This is a genomic window from Tsukamurella ocularis (assembly GCF_965138335.1).
GTDB classification, from domain to species: Bacteria; Actinomycetota; Actinomycetes; order Mycobacteriales; family Mycobacteriaceae; genus Tsukamurella; species Tsukamurella ocularis_A.
Map to the genome: position 1 here is coordinate 58,667 of NZ_CBCSDV010000012.1, position 16,953 is coordinate 75,619.

Below are 16,953 nucleotides of genomic sequence, written 5' to 3' on the forward strand. Positions count from 1 at the left end.
TCGCTCCTCGTCAGTGGAAGATCACGCCGAGCACGACGGTCGTGGTGAGCACCGCCGCGCCGAGGGGCACGGGGCGCGCGTACCAGCGCGCGGCGCCGTCGTCCTCGCCGCGCAGGGTGGCCTTGTCGGTGAGCGAGTAGACGTAGCCCGCCAACTCGGATTCGGGCTTCGGCTTCGTCACGGCGGAGACCAGCACGGAGACCACGATATCGACCACGAAGGCCGCGGACGCGGCGACGAAGGCCATGCCCTGGCCCGGCAGGTCGATGACGCCCGTCTTCTGGAGCACGAAGACGCCGATCGCGGCCAGCGTGCCGGAGACCAGTCCGACCCAGCCCGCGGTGGGCGTCATCCGCTTCCAGAACATGCCCAGGAGGAAGGTCGCGAAGAGCGGAGCGTTGAAGAAGCCGAACAACGTCTGCAGGTAGTCCATGAGGTTGGAGTAGCCCGCGGCGATCGTCGCGGTCCCGATCGCGAGGAGCACCGCGGCGACGGTCGCGACCTGGCCGACCCGGATGTAGTACGAGTCCTCGCGGTCCTTGACCACGTACTGCTGCCAGAGGTCGTAGCTGAAGACGGTGTTGAAGGCGGAGACGTTGGCCGCCATGCCCGCCATGAAGGAGGCGATCAGGCCGGCGACGGCGACGCCGAGCAGGCCGTTGGGCAGGATGTCGCGCATCATGAGCAGCAGCGCGTCGTTGTAGGTGACACCGTCCGGGGCGCCGTTGTTCTTGAGGTTGATCATGTCGCCGATCGCGGCGGCGCAGATCATGCCCGGCACCACGACCACGAAGGGGATGAACATCTTCGGGATGGCGCCGATGATCGGCGCGCGCCGCGCCGCCGACATCGAGTCCGAGGCCATCGCCCGCTGCACCTCGACGAAGTTGGTGGTCCAGTAGCCGAAGGAGAGCACGAAGCCCAGGCCGAAGACGATGCCGACGACCGACCAGACCGGCGACTCGAAACCGCTGAGCGCCTGGCCCGGCCACGTGTGCAGCTGATCGGCGACGGTGGCGGTGACGCCCTTGTCGGAGCGGGTCTCGATCACCTTCTCCTTGAGCCCGCTCCAGCCGCCGACCTTGATCAGACCGATGACGGTGAGCGGGACCAGGGCGGCGAGGATCACGAAGAACTGCAGGACCTCGTTGTAGATCGCGGCGGAGAGGCCGCCGAGCACGGTGTAGGTGAGCACCACCGCCGCGGCGACGAGCAGCGAGACCCAGTGCGGCCAGCCGAGGACCACGTTGATGACGGTGCCGAGCAGGAACAGGTTGACGCCGGCGATGAGCACCTGGGCGACGGCGAAGCTCAGCGAGTTCACCAGGTGCGCACCGGTACCGAAGCGCTTGCGCATGAACTCGGGGACGCTGCGCACCTTCGAGCCGTAGTAGAAGGGCATCATCACGATGCCGAGGAAGACCATCGCCGGCACGGCGCCGATCCAGTAGTAGTGGAACGTCGACATGCCGATCTGCGCGCCGGTGGCCGACATTCCCATGATCTCGACGGCGCCGAGATTCGCGGAGACGAACGCGACACCCGTCACCCAGGCCGGGAGCCGCCTGCCCGACAGGAAGAAATCGAGGCTGGACGAGACCTGCTGCCGGGCCAGGTAGCCGATGCCCAGCACGAAGACGAAGTAGATCGCGACCAGCGTGTAGTCGAGCAGACCGACGTTCAGTCGCAGTGCGTTGTCGGCGAGCAGCATCGCGCCTCCAGGGAGTCAGTGAACGAATTCTCACGAAATCTAACAGAGTCGCACACCGACCTTGGAGGTTTTTGTGACTTCTCGTGCGGACCCGGCGCCTCCGTCCGGTCCCGTCAGCCGAAGAACCTCGTCGCCGCGATCTCCGCTCCGGGGCCCGGCAGCAGGGAGTCCGCCGTCAGGTGCGCGCCGAAGTACGTGGCCTCGGGGTAGCGGACGACGGGCCGCGCGTCGCCCGCCTCGGCGAGCGCCCTGCGCACCAGCTCGTCGAGGGGGAAGACGTCCGGCCCCGCGACCTCGACGCGGCCGCCGGCCGGCGTCCCGAGCGCGGCCCGCACGACGGCTGCGGCGACGTCGCCGGACGCGATCGGCTGGATGTTCGCACCCGGGAGGCGGACCGCACCGTCGACCTCCGAGGCCGCGGCGATCCCCGGGACGAACTCGAAGAACTGCGTGGCCCGGACGATCGTGAAGGGCACGTCCCCGGCTTCGATCAGGTCCTCCTGCGCGATCTTCCCGCGGAAGTAGCCGCTCTCGGCGAGCCGCTCGGTGCCCACCACGGACAGCGCGACGTAGTGGCCGATCCCGGCGGCCCGCGCAGCCGCGAGCAGGTTCGTCGTGGCGGCGGTGAAGAACTCCAGCACCGCCGCGTCCTCGAAGGACGGCGAGTTCGCCACGTCCACGACGCCGTCGGCACCCGCGAGCGCCTCGGCCAGCCCTGCGCCGGTCACCGCGTTCACGCCCGTGCTCGGGGCGGCCGCGAGCGCCTCGTGGCCCGCCGCGGCGAGCCCCGTCACCACCGTCGACCCGATCAGCCCGGTGCCACCGATCACCACGAACTTCGCCATGTCTCGTCCTTTCGATCCGGCCCGAACCACTCGGGCCTCCGCAGCAAGGACCGGGCGGCGCGCGGATCTGTGACCGTCAGGCGAAGCCGGCCAGCTTCGCCGGGTTCATGACCCACATCAAACGGGTGAGGCCGGCGTCGGAGGCCGTCGGGCTGAGCAGTGCGACGGGCGCACCGTCGAGGGAGAAGATCGCGCCCGGCGCACCGTTGACCTCGACGATCCGCACGGTCGCCTCGGACATGAAGCGCACGGAGAAGCCGGCGACGAAGCGCGCCACCGCGTTGTCCCCGATCACCGGGCGACGTCCGGCCCGGCGCGCGCCACCGCCATCGGTCTCGCTCACCACGTCGGCGACGAGCACCGCCTCGAGCGCCGCGACGTCGCCGGCGTGTGCGGCCGCGAGGAAGGCGTCGAGCAGCGCACGGACCCGCTCGCGCGTGGTCGTGGTGCGTCGCTCCCCCGCGACCTGGGCGCGGGCACGGCTGACCAGCTTTCGCACCGCCGGCTCCCGCATCTGCAGGATCTCCGCGATCCGCGGGTACGGATACTCGAAGGCCTCGCGGAGCACATAAGCGGCCCGGGCCTCGGGAGCCAAGCGTTGCAGCACGTGCACCACCGCGAGTTCCAGCGCCTCCGCGCGCTCGGCGCCCAGCGCCGGATCGGCGGCGGTGTCGACGGGCGTCGGGAACCACTCCCCCACGTACTGCTCCCGTCGCGCCCGCGCCGACTGCGTCAGATTGAGCGCGAGGCGAGTCACCGTCACCACCAGGAAGGCCTCGGGATCGCGGACGGCACCGTCGTCGACGCCGCGCCAGCGCAGCCACGCGTCCTGCACCACGTCCTCCGCGTCGGGCGCGGACGCGAGGACGCGGTACGCCACGCCGAACAGGCGCGGCCGCAGCGCCTCGAAGACGCCGTCGCGATCGCTCATCGCCGGGCGGCTAGGCCAGGTCGTCCTGGCGCATCAGCTGCCGCGCGGCCTCGGTGACCGATCCGGACAGCGACGGGTAGACGGAGAAGGTCTGCGCGACGTCGTCGACGGTCAGACCGTTCTGCACCGCGACCGTGAGCGGCAGGATCAGCTCGGAGGCGTTGGGCGCCACCACGACCCCGCCGATGACCAGCCCGGTGTTGGGACGGCAGAAGATCTTGACGAAGCCGCGCCGCAGGCCCGACATCTTCGCGCGCGGGTTGGTCGCGAGCGGCAGCATGACGGTGCGGGCCTGGTAGGTGCCGTCGTCGATCGCGGCCTGCGAGACGCCGACGGTCGCGATCTCGGGGCGGGTGAAGATCGCCGACGAGACCGTCTTCAGCTTCACGGGCGAGACGCCCTCCCCGAGGGCGTGGTACATCGCGACGCGGCCCTGCATGGCCGCGACGGAGGCCAGCGGCAGCACGCCGGTGCAGTCGCCGGCGGCGTAGATGCCCGGGACCTTGGTCCGGGAGACGCGGTCCACCGGGATGTAGCCGCCCTTGTCGACCTCGATGCCCACGTCCTCGAGGCCGATGTCCGCGGTGTTCGGGATGGAGCCGACCGTCATGAGGCAGTGCGAGCCCTCCACGGTGCGGCCGTCGGTCAGGCGCACGACGACGCCCTCCTCGCTGCGCTCCACCTTGTCGGCGTAGGCGCGCTTGACCAGCGAGACGCCGCGGTCGAGCAGCGCGTCCTCCAGCACCAGGGCGGCGTCCTCGTCCTCGTGCGGCAGCACGCGGTCGCGGGAGCTGACCAGCGTGACTTTGATGCCGAGCTCGGTGTAGGCGTGCACGAACTCCGCGCCGGTGACGCCGGAACCGACGACCACGAGATGCGTCGGGAGCTCCTCGAGGTCGTACAGCTGCCGCCAGGTGAGGATCTTCTCGCCGTCGGGCTGCGCGGATTCCAGCACGCGCGGCGAGGCACCGGTGGCCACGAGCACCACGTCGGCCTCGAAGGACTGCTCGCCGCCGGACGGGGTCACGACGTTCACCTCGTGATGGGCCATCCCCGACGCCGTGGGCGCGAGCGTCGCGCGGCCGCGGATGATCCGCACGCCCTCGCCCGCGAGGCGGGCGCGGATATCGGCCGACTGCGCGGTCGCCAGGTCCTTGACGCGCGCGTTGATCCGCTCGACGTCGATCTCGACGCGCTCGAAGTGCAGCTCGATGCCCAGGTCGACGGCGCGCCGGGTCTCGGTGCGGATGCCGGTCGAGGCGATGAAGGTCTTCGACGGGACGCAGTCGTACAGGACGCAGGCGCCGCCGATCCCGTCGGATTCGATCACCGTGACGTCGCCGCCGTGCGCCACCGCCACCAGTGCTGCTTCGTACCCCGCCGGACCGCCGCCGATGATCACGATGTTCGTCATGGCTGCCACGCTATCGCCCGGGGCGGCGCCGCGTGCGGGCACCGTCGGGCTGAGCCGTCCGTGCCCGCCGGCGCGGTAAAGTCCACCCTGTGCCGATCTACGCCGCCTACGGCTCCAACATGCACCCCGACCAGATGGCCGAGCGCGCCCCGCACTCGCCGATGGCAGGTACGGGGTGGCTGCACGGGTGGCGCCTGACCTTCTCCGGCGAGGACATCGGCTGGGAGGGCGCGCTCGCGACCGTCACCGAGGACCCGTCCGACCCGGACGCCAAGGTCTTCGTGGTGCTCTACGACGTGACCCCGGACGACGAGGTCTCCCTGGACCGCTGGGAGGGTTCCGAGCTGGGCATCCACGTCAAGCTCAAGGTCCGCGTCGACCTCATCGGCGGCGGCTCCACCCTGGCCTGGCTGTACGTCGTCGACGCCTTCGAGGGCGGCCTGCCCTCCGCCCGCTACCTCGGCGTGATGGCCGACGCCGCGTACATCGCCGGCGCCCCCGAGGAGTACGTCCTCGACATCCGCACCCGCGAGTCCCGCAACGTCGGGCCGGGTCCGGGCGCGTCCGCCGACGGCCCGGAGTAATCCCCGAAAGTTCACTCCAGCTCTCCGGGGCGGCGGATATCGGCGCCTCGCCGAGCTGGATTCGACTTTCTGGACGTGCTCAGACCGCGTCCGGCCCGCAGCTCGGCGGTGCCGGCTCGATCGCCGCGGCCAGCCGCCGCAGCGCGCGGGCAACCCCGGGGCGCAGGCCCCGCCGCCCGGGCTCGACGGTGCGCCCCACCCGGTTCCGCCGCGCCCGGTACAGCGCCGATCGGTCGTGCGCGTCCGCCATGCGGGCGTAGACTGCTGCCGTCGGAGGATCCGCCGCCAGGTTCCAGTGCTCTCGGTATTCGCTCATATCCCGAGCACACACGAACCTCGTCGCGGGTTCCAATGAATTAGGTGGCGCCTACATGTTGACCTACCTGTTGGACGTCGGCGATCTCGCCGATGCCCGCTTCGTGGTGTCGCCGCTCAACGAGACCGCACTCAGCCTGTTCCACCTGCGGACCGAGCTGTCCTACGGGCCACACCTGGCGCGCTGGCGTCGCGATACGCTCGCCCACCGAGATCGCTTCGACCACGCGGTGATCGAGGCGCTGGTCTCGCCCTCCGGGGCGCAGACCCCGGACTTCCTGACCCCGCCGCCGGGCGAGAACGCGCGTCCCACGTTCTCCGAGCACCTCCGACTGGTCGCGGAGGCCGACACCGAGAAGGTCCGCCTTCAGCTCCTCGGACTGAGCGAAGGCGGTCCGCCGTCTCCCGCACTCGCTGCACTGATCGACGATCCATATCCGGCGCGACGAGTCGCTGAGGCGCTCGCCGGCTATCACCGCGAGACGATCGAACCGCACTGGGCCGCGATCCAGAGGGTCCTCGAGTCGGACATCACCTACCGCGGAAGAGAACTCGCAACAGGAGGACCCGCCGCGCTGTTCCGGTCCTTGACGCCGCGAGTGTCGTGGCGCCGCACGGGTGAGCTCTCCATCGACTTGGCGTGCGTGAGTGCCAGTGGCGAGTTCCCCACTGATGGACGGGGGCTGATGCTGGTCCCGAGTGTCTTCATCGGCGGCGTCGGAGCGGCGCACGATCCGCGGCACGCCGCCCCGCACATCGCCTACCCGGCTCGCGGTTCCGGCGCGCTCTTCGAATCCGTTCGGCCCGCGGCCGACGACGCCCTGCAGAGGCTCATCGGAGCTGCGAAGGCGGACTTACTTGTAGCGCTCGCGGAGCCGGCAGCCGTCGTCGATCTCGCCCACACACTGGGGATCTCACCGTCCGCTGTGTCGCAGAGCCTGAAGGTGCTGGGCGCCAACGGTATCGTCGAGAGTTCGCGGTACGGCCGTCGGGTCCTCTACCGCCGCACCGCACTCGGCGACGCGCTCATCGATCGCAAGGGGGATCGCGTACATGGATCTTGAACTCCGCGACCGTGCGTTCGTCGTGTCCGGCGCGAGCAGCGGCATCGGCCGCGCCACGGCGCAGCGGCTTCTGCGCGAGGGCGCCCGGGTCTGCTGTTTCGCCCGCGACCTCGATCGCCTCACCGCCGCCTTCGCGGACACGGCGGCCCCGCACCATCAACTGCTCCTCCTCGCGGGCGACGCCCGCCGGCCCGAGGACGTCGAGGCGATCATCGACGCCGCGGTTCGTACCTTCGGCGGCGTCCACGGCGTCGTGGCCAACGCGGGAACCGGCGTGACTGCGGGTGCCGACGCAGATCCCGAGGTGTGGGCCGAGCAGTTCGCCATCAAGGTCGGCGCGGCCGCGACGATCGTGCGCGCCGCCCGTTCCCACCTCGTCGCCACACGGGGCGCGATCGTGCTGGTGAACGGCGTGAGTGCACACCACCCGAGTCCCGAGTTGGCGCCCGTCGGTGCGGCGCGGGCAGCGCTCGCGAACTACGCGGCGACACTCAGTGCCGATCTCGCATCCGACGGCGTTCGCGTCGTCGCGGTCAACGTCGGCGTCATCGAGACCGCGCGGCAGCGGGAGAAGTACGAGCGGTCCGGTGCCGCGACGGACTACGCCGACTGGTGCCGGGATGAGGCACGCCGGCGCGCGATCCCGCTGCGACGCATGGGCCGCCCCGACGAGGTCGGCGACACCATCGCGTTCCTGTTGTCCGACCGGTCCTCGTACACGACCGGCACGTCCATCGACATCTCCGGAGGCCTTGATGCGCGCAGCTGACACCGTGCCAGCAGGCCGACCGATCAGCCCGTCGCGACGAGCGACATGTACATGACGGCGAGGATCACGATGACGGGCACGATCAGCACCAGGGCGAGGACCCCGAGGATCACGTACATCCACGTCCAGCTCGAATGGGTCTGCGCCGCGAAGCCCAGCGTGCCGCTTGCGTAGGGCACCGCCGGAGGCGAGAAGTACACCGTGACGACCTGACCCGGCGCCACGGAAACAGCCATCGATGCCCACTTCGACGGCGCCGGCAGGTTCTCCGATACCGAGATCGTCCGCACCCCGGGCAGGACCGGGATCAGGGCGTCGTCATCGTTGACCGGGTACATCCGCCCATCCACGATGACCGTGGGAGGGACCCAACTTCGGGTGAGGGGCGAGCCGTGCCGGATCAGACGAATGGCGGTCATGGCATCACCTTCGGCTCCGACGCTGAACTCGCGCTTGCAGCGCGCTTGGGCGCAGCCGCTAGACGGAGGCGAAGACCACGTTGGTGAAGACTTTCACGCCCATCTCCAGCGCACGCTCGTCGAGGACGAAGTCGGGCTGGTGCAGGTCGAACTGGCGGCCCTCGCCGGACCACACGCCGAGGCGCGCCATCGCGCCGGGCGACTCCTCGAGGTACCAGGAGAAGTCCTCGCCGCCCCCGGACTGCGGGGTGTCGACCACCCCGTCGGGCGAGACGGCCCGGGCCGCGTCGGCGAGGCGAGTGGCGGCCAGGTGGTCGTTGATGACGGGCGGGACGCCGCGGGTGTAGTTGACCTCGTGCTTGATCCGCAGGGGCGCGAGCAACTCCCCGATGATCTCCCGCACGAGCGGCTCCAGCGACTCCCAGATCTGATGCTCGCCCGTACGGACGGTGCCGTGCAGCGCACCGATCTGCGGGATCGCGTTCGGTGCGGAGCCGGCGTTCGCGGCGCCCCAGACCATGATGGTCCCGGAGCGGGGATCCACGCGGCGCGACAGTACGCCCGGCAGGCCCGTGATGACGGTGCCCATGGCGTAGATCAGGTCGCTGGTCAGGTGCGGGCGCGAGGTGTGCCCGCCGGGCGAGTGCAGGATGACCTCGACGTGATCGGCGGCGGACGTGATGGCGCCCGACCGGACGCCGATCCGGCCGACTTCGACGCGGGGGTCGCAGTGCAGCGCGTAGATGCGGGAGACGCCCTGCATCACCTCGTCGCGCACCGCCGACAGGGCGCCGCCCGGCATGACCTCCTCAGCGGGCTGGAAGACCAGCCGCACGCCCACGGGCAGTCGGCCCGCGCGGTCCAGTTCGGCCAGCGCGAGGCCGGTGCCCAGCAGGATCGAGGTGTGCGCGTCGTGGCCGCAGGCGTGCGAGACGCCCGGGGTCGTGGACTGGAACTCGAGGCCGGTGGCCTCGTGGATCGGCAGCGCGTCCATGTCGGCGCGCAGGGCGACGCGCTCGCCCGCGGTCGGTCCGAGGTCGCAGATCAGGCCGGTGGTCGACAGCTTCCGGGGGTGCAGGCCGGCCGCGGTCAGCGCCTCGAAGACGGCGTTCGTCGTGCGCTTCTCGCGCCACGAGAGCTCGGGGTGGGCGTGCAGGTCACGACGGAATTCGCGGAGCCAGTCGCCCTTGCGCTGCAACCACTGATCGACGTACGCGGCCCTCGAGAGATCCTCGCCCGCAGTCCCGCTCGCCGTGCCGCTCACCGTCCGCCTCCATCGCTTCCGCTCCGCGCGGCCCCGGTCAGCAGCCGCGCGCGTTCGTCCTCGTCCTCCGCGACCGCAGCGAAGGCTGCGGCCAGGGCCAGCGCACCGTCGCGCACGGCCCGGTCGGCGGATTCGGTGGCGGCGGCGGCCGTGAACTCCGGCTGATGGGTCACGGCCCCGTCGGTCTCGAGGCCGATCAGCGGATGGATCGACGGTACAGCGTGGCTCACATTGCCCATGTCGGTACTCCCCAGCGGCACCAGCCGCTCGAACTCCGGAGCCACCGGGTCGCGCCCGATCGCGACCGCAGCGGCGCGGTAGGCCGCGGCGAGACCGTCGTCGCTGCGCAGCTCGGTGTAGGCGGGCGAGACCTCGGTGACCTGGTGCGTGCAGCCGGCCGCCAGGGCGCCTGCGGCGAAGCAGTCACCGGCACGCGCGGCGAGCCGCTCCAGCGACTCGGCATCGTCGGCGCGCAGGTAGTAGAGCAACTCCGCCGCGGCCGGGACCACGTTCGGCGCGGCCCCACCCTCGCTCACGATGCCGTGCAACTGCTGTCCGGGCTCGACGTGCTGCCGGAGCAGGCCGAGCGCGACCTGCGCGACCGTCGCGGCGTCGCCCGCGTTCCGGCCGGCCCAGGGAGCGGCCGAGGCGTGCGCCTCGCGCCCGGTGTACCGGACCGCGAGGTCGGCCAGCGCCAGGGTGCGGGTGCGCACCACGTCGAACGGCGCGGGGTGCACCATGCCCGCGCAGGCGACACCGTCGAACGCCCCGCGCTGCAGCATGAGCACCTTGCCGCCGCCGGATTCCTCCGCCGGGGTGCCGAAGACCTCGACCGTGATGCCCAGCTCGTCCGCGACGGATGCGAGGGCGATGCCCGCGCCGAGGCCCGCCGCCGCGATGATGTTGTGCCCGCAGGCGTGTCCGATACCGGGCAGCGCGTCGTACTCGGCGAAGACGGCGACGCGCAGCGGGCCGCCGCCGGCCCTGCCGACGAAGGCGGTCTCGAGGCCCGCGACGCCGCGCTCGACCGCGAAGCCGTGCGCGGCGAGGGCATCGGCCAGCAGACGCGACGCGAACCGCTCCTCGAAAGCCGGCTCGGGTCTGGCGTGGATCGCGTGGCTGACCTCGATCAGGTCGCCCCGCACCCGGTCGACGGTGCCGGTGAGCGCCTCCAGGACGGAGGTGACGCGACCGGTCACCGTCAGCCGAACTTGACTTCGGTCGTCGGGACGGCGAGGTCCGCGATGAGCGGCGCGTGCAGATCGCTCTTGATCTTGTTCAGCGTGGGGCCGTCGGCGGCGGCGTTCGCGGCGGCGATGGCGGTCGCGGTGGGGACCAGCTCGGCCTCCGACGCAGTGGACTGCACGATGCCGGCGGCGATCGCATCGGCGCCGCCGTAGCGACGTCCGGTGGTCATCGCCTCGACGGCGCTCTGGTACGGCAGGCGCGAGCGCAGCAGCGTCGCCATGCCGACGGTGAAGCCCATCTTGAGGCTGACCTCGGGCAGGCAGAAGAAGCCGCGATCGTCACGCATCACGGCGAAGTCGCACGAGAGCGCCAGCATGGCGCCCGCACCGAAGGCGTGGCCGTTGATCGCGGCGACGGTGGTCATCGGGAAGGTCAGCAGGCGGCTGAAGACCGTGTGCACCCGGTCCAGGTACGACGGCAGCTCGCCGGTGTTGGCGAGGATGTACATCACGTCGAGACCGTTGGAGAAGAACTTGCCGGTGGCGGTGACCACCAGCGCGGCGGGCGCTCCGGCCGCCGCGGCCTCGATCTCGTCGAGGCGGGCGTGCACCGCGTCGACCCAGTCCGGGGAGAAGCGGTTCTCGGGGTTGGTCTCCGAGAGCTCGACACCCTCATCGCCCAGGAAGAGTGTGAAGACGTCGTGGGTACGCGTGACGTAAGGCATGGGGATCACGATAGCGGCTAGCATCTGGGGCCATGGCGCAACTGCACGCGGCACGTGACACCGGTATCGATGACCCCTCCGCTGCGGCCAGGGAGGCGGCCGCCGCGCTGACCACTGCGACGGGCGGCGAGCCCTTCGACGTGGCGGTGGTGCTCGGCTCCGGCTGGGCGCCCGCAGCAGACGCGCTCACGGCACGGGGCACCGCCGTCGGGTCGGTCCCGATGGCCGAGCTGCCCCACTTCGCGCCGCCCAGCGCGGCCGGACACAAGGGCACGGCCTCGGCGGTCGTCGTCGGCGGCAAGCGGGTGCTGGTGTTGCTCGGCCGCACCCACGCCTACGAGGGCCACGACCTCTCCCGGGTGGTCCACCCGGTGCGCACCGCGTGCGCGGCGGGCGCATCGACGGTGATCCTCACCAACGCCGCGGGCGGGCTGCGCGAGGGCATGTTCGTGGGCGAGCCGGTGCTCATCGCCGACCATCTCAATCTCACCGGCCGCTCGCCGCTGGTCGGCGCGCAGTTCGTCAATCTCGTCGACGCGTACTCCCCCGCGCTGCGGGCGCTGGCGCGGCAGGTCGACCCGTCGCTCAACGAGGGCGTGTACGCCGGCCTCCCCGGCCCCCACTACGAGACCCCGGCCGAGATCCGCATGCTGCGCACCCTGGGCGCCGACCTGGTCGGCATGTCCACGGTGCACGAGACCATCGCCGCTCGCGCCGAAGACGCCGCGGTGCTGGGGATCTCGCTCGTCACCAACCTGGCCGCGGGCATCACCGGTGAGCCGCTCGACCACGAGGAGGTCCTCGAGGCCGGGCGCGAAGCGGCCGCGCGGATGGGCGGCCTGCTCGCCGACGTGATCGAGGCGATGTAGATGAGTGCCGAACTCGCGGCCGAGGCCCTCGCCTGGATCGAGGGCGACCCCGACCCCGCGACCCGCGCCGAACTCGACGCCCTCACCGGCGACGAGCTCGCCGAGCGCTTCGCGGCCCCCCTGTCCTTCGGCACCGCCGGCCTGCGGGGCCCGGTGCGCGGCGGACCGTCGGGGATGAACGTGGCGGTGGTGACCCGCACGACCTGGGCACTCGGCGAGTGGCTGAAGGCCAAGTGCCTGGGCGGCGGCACCGTCGTCGTCGGGCGCGACGCGCGGCGCGGCTCCGAGGCCTTCTTCGCCGCGGCTACCGAGGTGCTCGCGGCGCAGGGTTTCGCCGTCGTAGCGCTGCCCGAGCCCGGGCCCACACCGTGGGTGTCGTTCGCGACCAGGACGCTCGGCGCCGTCGCCGGGGTGCAGATCACCGCGTCGCACAACCCGCCCGCCGACAACGGCTACAAGGTGTATCTCGACGGCGGCGCCCAGTTGGTATCGCCGGCGGACGCCGAGATCGAGCAGCTCATCGCCGCGGCCCCGCCCGCGACGGAGATCGAGCGGACAGCGGTGCCCGCCGATCCCCGGGCCGCGGAGGTGGTCGCCGCGTACCTGGACCGGGTCTCCTCGCTCCGCCCGGCGCCCGCCGCGCCGCTGCGGATCGCACTGACCCCGATGCACGGCGTCGGCGGGAAGGTCGCGGTGGAGGCCCTGCGCCGCAGCGGTTTCGAGGACGTCCACGTCGTGGAACAGCAGTTCGCCCCGGACGGCGAGTTCCCGACGGTGGCGTTCCCCAACCCGGAGGAGCCCGGCGCCGCCGATCTGCTGCTCGCCCTTGCGGAGAGCGTCGACGCCGACCTCGCGATCGCGCTCGACCCCGATGCCGACCGGTGTGCCCTCGGCGCCCGCTTCCCCGACGGGTGGCGCATGCTCACCGGCGACGAGGCCGGCTCGCTGCTCGGCGCGCACCTGCTCGACGCACCGCTCGACGGGGCGCCGTCGGACCCCCTGGTCGCGACGACGATCGTCAGCTCGGAACTGCTCGGCGCGATCGCGGAGAGCCGCGGGGCCCGGTACGCACGCACCCTGACCGGTTTCAAGAACCTGGTCCGCGCCGGGGACGGGCTCGTCTTCGCCTACGAGGAGGCCCTCGGGCTCTGCGTCGACCCGTCGACGGTGCGCGACAAGGACGGGATCTCCGCCGCTGTCGTCGCCGCGGGGTACGCCGCGACGCTCAAGGCGCGGGGCAGCGGCCTGCCGGACACGCTGGACGCCCTGTACCGCCGGCACGGCGTGCACCTGTCGAGCCAGTACGCACTGCGGGTGGACGACGTCGCACGGATCGCCGCGATCATGGCGGCGCTGCGCACGAACCCGCCCGTTGAGGTTGCAAACACCGCCGTCGGCTGTGAGGATCTTCTGACGGCTCGCCCCGCGACGGACGCGCTGGTGTTCCGCGGCGACGGCGTCCGGGTCACCGTGCGGCCCTCCGGAACCGAGCCGAAGGCGAAGTTCTACCTGGAGGTGATCGAGCCCGTGACGGTCGACAGCGACACGAGCGGCGCCGAGGCGCGCGCCCGACAGCGGCTCACCGCGGTGACCGACACGGTGCGTAAGTGGGCGGCCTTCGGGTGACCCGCCCAGCCCGCTCGGCCGACCCGGCGCGCGGCCGGGTGATCGCCGCATCCGTCCTGGTGGGTGTGCTCATCGTGGTGGCGGCCGCCGCAGCGGCCACCGCCTACGTCAGCGGCCAGCGGCCCGCCGAGCGGACCATTGCCGCCCCGCCGACGTCCGGGCCGTCGAGCGCCGCCTCGGCCACCGCGACGTCCACGCCCGAGTCGGCCGCACCGGCCGCGCCGGCACCGCCGCCGCCGTCGATCCCGGGCACGGATGCGCTGGGCTTCCTGGGGACCACCGCGCGCTGCGCCGACGGCGACACCGCGCGGATGATGGTCCTCACCGCCACCTCGCAGGCCGTGGTCTGCGCCCGCGCCGGAGCGCTGTACTACGCCGGCTGGCGCATCGACACCGGCTCGGGCACGCGCATCGAGGGCGTGCTGCCCGCCGGCCCCGGGTGGGTCGCGCGCGCCCCGGACGCGACGATCAACATCACCCCCACGGGTCTGGTGATCAGCACGGCGGCGGGCGAGTTCACCGAGCCGGCGACGGGCTTCTGGGTCGCCCCCTGAGCGCCCGCCGCTGCCGTATCAGGTCCAGCGCGGACCGAACTGGCGGTCGCCCGCGTCGCCGAGGCCGGGCACGATGTAGGCGTTCTCGTTCAGTCCCCGGTCGACGGTGGCCGTCACCAGGCGGACGGGATGGCCGCAGTCGGCGAGCGCCTGCACGCCCTCCGGCGCCGCCACCACGCACACCGCGGTCACGTCGGTCGCACCGCGCTGCGCGAGCAGGCTGAGCGTCTCCACCATCGAGCCGCCGGTCGCGAGCATGGGGTCGAGCACGAAGACGGGGCGCCCCGCGAGGTCGGCGGGCAGCGACTGGAAGTAGGGCTCGGGGACGTGGGTCTCCTCATTGCGCCCCATGCCGACGAAGCCCACCTGCGACTCGGGCAGCATCGCGTGCGCCTGATCGACCATGCCGAGGCCGGCCCGGAGAACGGGCACCAGCAGCGGCGGCGCGGCGAGCGCGGCACCGGCGGTGTCCTCGAGCGGGGTGGTCACCGTCACGGGCGCGACGGCGGCCTCCCGCATGGCCTCGTACACCAGCATCTGGGTGAGCTCCTTGAGCGCGGCGCGGAAGGAGGCGTTGTCGGTGGCCACGGCGCGGAGCGCGGTGAGCCGGACGGCGGCCAGGGGGTGGTCGACCACGGTGATCTGCATGCGGTCAGCGTATCGGGAACCGCGCGGGGCCCTGAGGCGTCCAATCAATGAGGGGGTATTGCGATGGAACCGTTTCTGATGGCGACGGGCGCGGTGGCGGCGGCCGGGAGCGAACTGGGCTCGTTGGCCTCGTCGGTGGCGGGCGCCGCGGGGGTGGGCGCCGTCTCGGCGGCGGCGCTGACGCCGGTCTTCGGCCTGGTCGGCGGCGACTACCTGGCGGAACTGCTGGGCGCCGTGACCGCCGCCGACGCCGAGGTGGCGCGCCTCGCCGCGTTCTACGCCTCGGCCTCCGCGGGGGCGGTGCGGACGGTGGCCTCCGCGGTCGCCACGGACGCGGGCGGCGCGGGGGCGCTGCTCGGGCTGCTGGGGGCGTCGTGAGCGGCATCGTCGCGGCGCTGGCGGCGCCGCTGCGGGCCCTGCTCGACGCGTTCGGCACCGGCGACCTCTCGGTGGCGGGCGTCGACCGCGCGATCCGCTCCGTCGAGGCCGAACTCGCTCGGGTCAGTGCGCAGACGGCGTCCACCACGGTCACCGTCGGGCGGGCGTGGACGGGCGAGGACGCGACGTCCGCCCAGCGCACGATCGGCGACGGGGGCACCGCGGCGGGTGCCCTGGCGCAGCACACCGGCTCGATCCGCACCTCCGTGACCACCGCCGCCGAGGTCGTGAGCAAGGGCCGCACGCGATTGCAGGCGATCCTCGACTCGTTCGTCGGCAAGGCCGAGGCAGCGAACCCCACACTGCTCAACCCCACCGGGTTGATCGCCGTCCTCACCCTCGCGGCCGATCACCTGCAACAGGCGCTGGACGTGCTGCGGTCCATCCGCGACGAGCTCGACGGCGAGACCGAGACCGTCTCCGGTCTCGCGGGGAACACCCCGAGCGCGCCCGGCACCGTCGACGGGGGCGCGGCGACCACGCCCGCATCGACCACCGCCACCACGACCCCGGCGAGCGCCGCGCACACCGGGACGGGATCCGGAGGGAGCGGTGGGGGCGGGTCCTCCCCGGTCAGCGGGCTCGCCTCCGCCCTCACCGGCGGCGGGAACCGCAGCACCTCGGGCCGCGGATCCGGGAAGGGCTCCGGGGCGACGACGGTGGCGGCCTCCCGCCGGTCCGGGAGGACGACGGTGACGGCCGACGGCAAGGGAGGCTATGACGTGCGCCTCCCCGACGGCACGGTGGTGAAGGCACCGAACGCCAAGGCCGCCGCGGCGGTGCAGGCCGCGCTCACCCAACTCGGCGTGCCCTACGCGTGGGGCGGAACGACCCCGGGCGTCGGGCTGGACTGCAGCGGGTTCACCCAGTGGGCGTACCGGCAGGCGGGCATCGAGCTCCCCCGTCTCGCCGATCAGCAGGGCGTCGGGGCGTCGGTGAGCGCCTCGGACCTGCGTCCCGGGGACCTCGCCGTGTGGAGCGGGCACGTCGCGATGGTGATCGGCGACGGCCGGATGATCGAAGCGGGCGATCCCGTGCAGATCTCGGCTGTCCGCACGGACAACATCGGGCAGCAGTTCCACGGCTTCTTCCGCCCGACGGGGTAGTCGATGAGCACAGCACTGTGGCTCGTTGCTGCACCGTTCATCGCCGCCGCAATGGCCCTCACGGGCGTCTGGCTCACGATGCGGCAGAAGGAACGGTCGGAACGGCGGGCGGAATGGTGGCGGCGCGTGACGTGGTCGGTCGAGCGGACCGCGGACGCCGACGTGACAGTCGCGCGAATCGCCATAGCGGTCCTCACGAGTCTGATGATCTCGTCGCTCGCCACGGAGACCGAGCGCGATCTGATCGAGGCCCTCGCCCTGGCGGATCTCCCGGACCTGCCGGATAATGACGAAGTAGGCAGCACGTGAGGAGGGCGGCGTGAGGGACACACGTCCGTCGGGCCTCAGTCCCGAGACGCAATTGCAGTTCGCCCGGATCGCCGCGAAGGCAGCGCTGCTTCAGGGACGCAAGCCCGACCCGCGGGCGGTGAAGGTGCTGCGGGAGCACTCCGATCCTCTGGCCGACGCCGAACCGGCGTAGTGC

The 16,953-nt window shown here is 72.2% G+C and carries 20 protein-coding genes; 10 read left to right on the forward strand and 10 right to left on the reverse strand.

Annotation, left to right across the window (positions count from 1 at the left end; translation table 11 throughout):
• Positions 1–10 precede the first annotated feature (10 nt).
• The 4 genes from ACNAYW_RS12695 to ACNAYW_RS12710 form a co-directional block, all read right to left on the reverse strand.
• Positions 11–1,711: a sodium:solute symporter family protein gene (locus tag ACNAYW_RS12695; RefSeq protein WP_415850060.1), complete on the reverse strand. Its 1,701-nt coding sequence runs from the start codon at positions 1,709–1,711 to the stop codon at positions 11–13.
• A gap of 113 nt (positions 1,712–1,824) precedes the next feature.
• Positions 1,825–2,556, reverse strand: a complete 732-nt coding sequence (locus ACNAYW_RS12700) for an SDR family oxidoreductase (protein ID WP_415850061.1) — start codon at positions 2,554–2,556, stop codon at positions 1,825–1,827.
• Between the two features lie 76 nt (positions 2,557–2,632).
• Positions 2,633–3,487 carry a sigma-70 family RNA polymerase sigma factor gene (locus tag ACNAYW_RS12705; protein WP_415850062.1) on the reverse strand — a complete coding sequence of 285 codons (855 nt, stop codon included), beginning with the start codon at positions 3,485–3,487 and terminating at the stop codon, positions 2,633–2,635.
• Between the two features lie 10 nt (positions 3,488–3,497).
• Positions 3,498–4,901 carry an NAD(P)H-quinone dehydrogenase gene (locus ACNAYW_RS12710; RefSeq protein WP_415850063.1) on the reverse strand — a complete coding sequence of 468 codons (1,404 nt, stop codon included), beginning with the start codon at positions 4,899–4,901 and terminating at the stop codon, positions 3,498–3,500.
• 89 nt (positions 4,902–4,990) lie between these two features.
• Between ACNAYW_RS12710 and ACNAYW_RS12715 the strand changes: the two genes are divergently transcribed.
• Positions 4,991–5,485, forward strand: coding sequence for a gamma-glutamylcyclotransferase (locus ACNAYW_RS12715; protein ID WP_415674873.1), 495 nt, complete (start codon positions 4,991–4,993; stop codon positions 5,483–5,485).
• Between the two features lie 79 nt (positions 5,486–5,564).
• Here the strand turns inward: ACNAYW_RS12715 and ACNAYW_RS12720 are convergent, their stop codons facing one another.
• Positions 5,565–5,801 (reverse strand): hypothetical protein, encoded by a 237-nt coding sequence (locus ACNAYW_RS12720; protein WP_415850064.1) that lies wholly within the window; start codon positions 5,799–5,801, stop codon positions 5,565–5,567.
• Positions 5,802–5,856: 55 nt separating this feature from the next.
• Here ACNAYW_RS12720 and ACNAYW_RS12725 point away from each other — a divergent pair, with 55 nt between their 5' ends.
• Both ACNAYW_RS12725 and ACNAYW_RS12730 read left to right on the forward strand, forming a co-directional pair.
• The gene (locus ACNAYW_RS12725; RefSeq protein ID WP_415850065.1) at positions 5,857–6,864 is read left to right on the forward strand and encodes an ArsR family transcriptional regulator; all 1,008 of its coding nucleotides are present in this window, start codon (positions 5,857–5,859) and stop codon (positions 6,862–6,864) included.
• A complete protein-coding gene (locus ACNAYW_RS12730) occupies positions 6,854–7,633 on the forward strand; it encodes an SDR family oxidoreductase (RefSeq protein ID WP_415850066.1) in 780 nt (259 codons plus the stop codon). The genes ACNAYW_RS12725 and ACNAYW_RS12730 overlap by 11 nt, the downstream gene beginning before the upstream one ends.
• A gap of 23 nt (positions 7,634–7,656) precedes the next feature.
• On the opposite strand, the gene ACNAYW_RS12735 is transcribed toward ACNAYW_RS12730, so the two are convergent.
• From ACNAYW_RS12735 to ACNAYW_RS12750, 4 genes are read right to left on the reverse strand one after another with little or no spacing between them, the layout of a single operon-like run.
• The gene (locus tag ACNAYW_RS12735; RefSeq protein WP_415850067.1) at positions 7,657–8,052 is read right to left on the reverse strand and encodes a hypothetical protein; all 396 of its coding nucleotides are present in this window, start codon (positions 8,050–8,052) and stop codon (positions 7,657–7,659) included.
• A gap of 58 nt (positions 8,053–8,110) precedes the next feature.
• On the reverse strand, positions 8,111–9,316 hold the full coding sequence (locus tag ACNAYW_RS12740) for an amidohydrolase (RefSeq protein WP_415850068.1): 1,206 nt from the start codon (positions 9,314–9,316) through the stop codon (positions 8,111–8,113).
• Entirely contained in the window at positions 9,313–10,515 is a 1,203-nt protein-coding gene (locus ACNAYW_RS12745) for an amidohydrolase (RefSeq protein WP_415850069.1), read from the reverse strand. The genes ACNAYW_RS12740 and ACNAYW_RS12745 overlap by 4 nt, the downstream gene beginning before the upstream one ends.
• Positions 10,516–10,517: 2 nt before the next feature.
• Positions 10,518–11,228: an enoyl-CoA hydratase/isomerase family protein gene (locus ACNAYW_RS12750; RefSeq protein ID WP_415850070.1), complete on the reverse strand. Its 711-nt coding sequence runs from the start codon at positions 11,226–11,228 to the stop codon at positions 10,518–10,520.
• 32 nt (positions 11,229–11,260) lie between these two features.
• Here ACNAYW_RS12750 and ACNAYW_RS12755 point away from each other — a divergent pair, with 32 nt between their 5' ends.
• Genes ACNAYW_RS12755 through ACNAYW_RS12765 form a run of 3 tightly spaced genes read left to right on the forward strand, consistent with a single transcriptional unit; the run spans position 11,261 to position 14,277 of the window.
• Positions 11,261–12,097 (forward strand): purine-nucleoside phosphorylase, encoded by an 837-nt coding sequence (locus tag ACNAYW_RS12755; protein ID WP_415850071.1) that lies wholly within the window; start codon positions 11,261–11,263, stop codon positions 12,095–12,097.
• Positions 12,098–13,723, forward strand: a complete 1,626-nt coding sequence (locus ACNAYW_RS12760) for a phospho-sugar mutase (protein WP_415850072.1) — start codon at positions 12,098–12,100, stop codon at positions 13,721–13,723. It begins immediately after the preceding gene.
• Complete coding sequence (locus ACNAYW_RS12765) at positions 13,720–14,277, forward strand: hypothetical protein (protein ID WP_415850073.1); 558 nt, start codon at positions 13,720–13,722, stop codon at positions 14,275–14,277. The genes ACNAYW_RS12760 and ACNAYW_RS12765 overlap by 4 nt, the downstream gene beginning before the upstream one ends.
• Positions 14,278–14,295: 18 nt before the next feature.
• Here ACNAYW_RS12765 and upp read toward each other — a convergent pair whose 3' ends face one another.
• Positions 14,296–14,925 (reverse strand): uracil phosphoribosyltransferase, encoded by a 630-nt coding sequence (upp, locus tag ACNAYW_RS12770; protein ID WP_415850074.1) that lies wholly within the window; start codon positions 14,923–14,925, stop codon positions 14,296–14,298.
• A 63-nt stretch (positions 14,926–14,988) separates the two neighbouring features.
• Between upp and ACNAYW_RS12775 the strand changes: the two genes are divergently transcribed.
• From ACNAYW_RS12775 to ACNAYW_RS12790, 4 genes are read left to right on the forward strand one after another with little or no spacing between them, the layout of a single operon-like run.
• Positions 14,989–15,303, forward strand: coding sequence for a hypothetical protein (locus tag ACNAYW_RS12775; RefSeq protein ID WP_415850075.1), 315 nt, complete (start codon positions 14,989–14,991; stop codon positions 15,301–15,303).
• Positions 15,300–16,469: a C40 family peptidase gene (locus ACNAYW_RS12780; RefSeq protein ID WP_415850076.1), complete on the forward strand. Its 1,170-nt coding sequence runs from the start codon at positions 15,300–15,302 to the stop codon at positions 16,467–16,469. Before ACNAYW_RS12775 ends, ACNAYW_RS12780 begins: the two co-directional genes overlap by 4 nt.
• A gap of 3 nt (positions 16,470–16,472) precedes the next feature.
• Entirely contained in the window at positions 16,473–16,778 is a 306-nt protein-coding gene (locus ACNAYW_RS12785) for a hypothetical protein (protein ID WP_415850077.1), read from the forward strand.
• A 10-nt stretch (positions 16,779–16,788) separates the two neighbouring features.
• The gene (locus ACNAYW_RS12790; protein ID WP_415850078.1) at positions 16,789–16,950 is read left to right on the forward strand and encodes a hypothetical protein; all 162 of its coding nucleotides are present in this window, start codon (positions 16,789–16,791) and stop codon (positions 16,948–16,950) included.
• Positions 16,951–16,953: the final 3 nt, after the last annotated feature.

Coding starts and splice junctions, on each gene's coding strand:
- ACNAYW_RS12695 (WP_415850060.1), bottom strand. CDS start 1,711: ATGCTGCTCGCCGACAACGCACTGCGACTGAACGTCGGTCTGCTCGAC.
- ACNAYW_RS12700 (WP_415850061.1), bottom strand. CDS start 2,556: ATGGCGAAGTTCGTGGTGATCGGTGGCACCGGGCTGATCGGGTCGACG.
- ACNAYW_RS12705 (WP_415850062.1), bottom strand. CDS start 3,487: ATGAGCGATCGCGACGGCGTCTTCGAGGCGCTGCGGCCGCGCCTGTTC.
- ACNAYW_RS12710 (WP_415850063.1), bottom strand. CDS start 4,901: ATGACGAACATCGTGATCATCGGCGGCGGTCCGGCGGGGTACGAAGCA.
- ACNAYW_RS12720 (WP_415850064.1), bottom strand. CDS start 5,801: ATGAGCGAATACCGAGAGCACTGGAACCTGGCGGCGGATCCTCCGACG.
- ACNAYW_RS12725 (WP_415850065.1), top strand. CDS start 5,857: ATGTTGACCTACCTGTTGGACGTCGGCGATCTCGCCGATGCCCGCTTC.
- ACNAYW_RS12730 (WP_415850066.1), top strand. CDS start 6,854: ATGGATCTTGAACTCCGCGACCGTGCGTTCGTCGTGTCCGGCGCGAGC.
- ACNAYW_RS12735 (WP_415850067.1), bottom strand. CDS start 8,052: ATGACCGCCATTCGTCTGATCCGGCACGGCTCGCCCCTCACCCGAAGT.
- ACNAYW_RS12750 (WP_415850070.1), bottom strand. CDS start 11,228: ATGCCTTACGTCACGCGTACCCACGACGTCTTCACACTCTTCCTGGGC.
- ACNAYW_RS12755 (WP_415850071.1), top strand. CDS start 11,261: ATGGCGCAACTGCACGCGGCACGTGACACCGGTATCGATGACCCCTCC.
- ACNAYW_RS12760 (WP_415850072.1), top strand. CDS start 12,098: ATGAGTGCCGAACTCGCGGCCGAGGCCCTCGCCTGGATCGAGGGCGAC.
- upp (WP_415850074.1), bottom strand. CDS start 14,925: ATGCAGATCACCGTGGTCGACCACCCCCTGGCCGCCGTCCGGCTCACC.
- ACNAYW_RS12775 (WP_415850075.1), top strand. CDS start 14,989: ATGGAACCGTTTCTGATGGCGACGGGCGCGGTGGCGGCGGCCGGGAGC.
- ACNAYW_RS12785 (WP_415850077.1), top strand. CDS start 16,473: ATGAGCACAGCACTGTGGCTCGTTGCTGCACCGTTCATCGCCGCCGCA.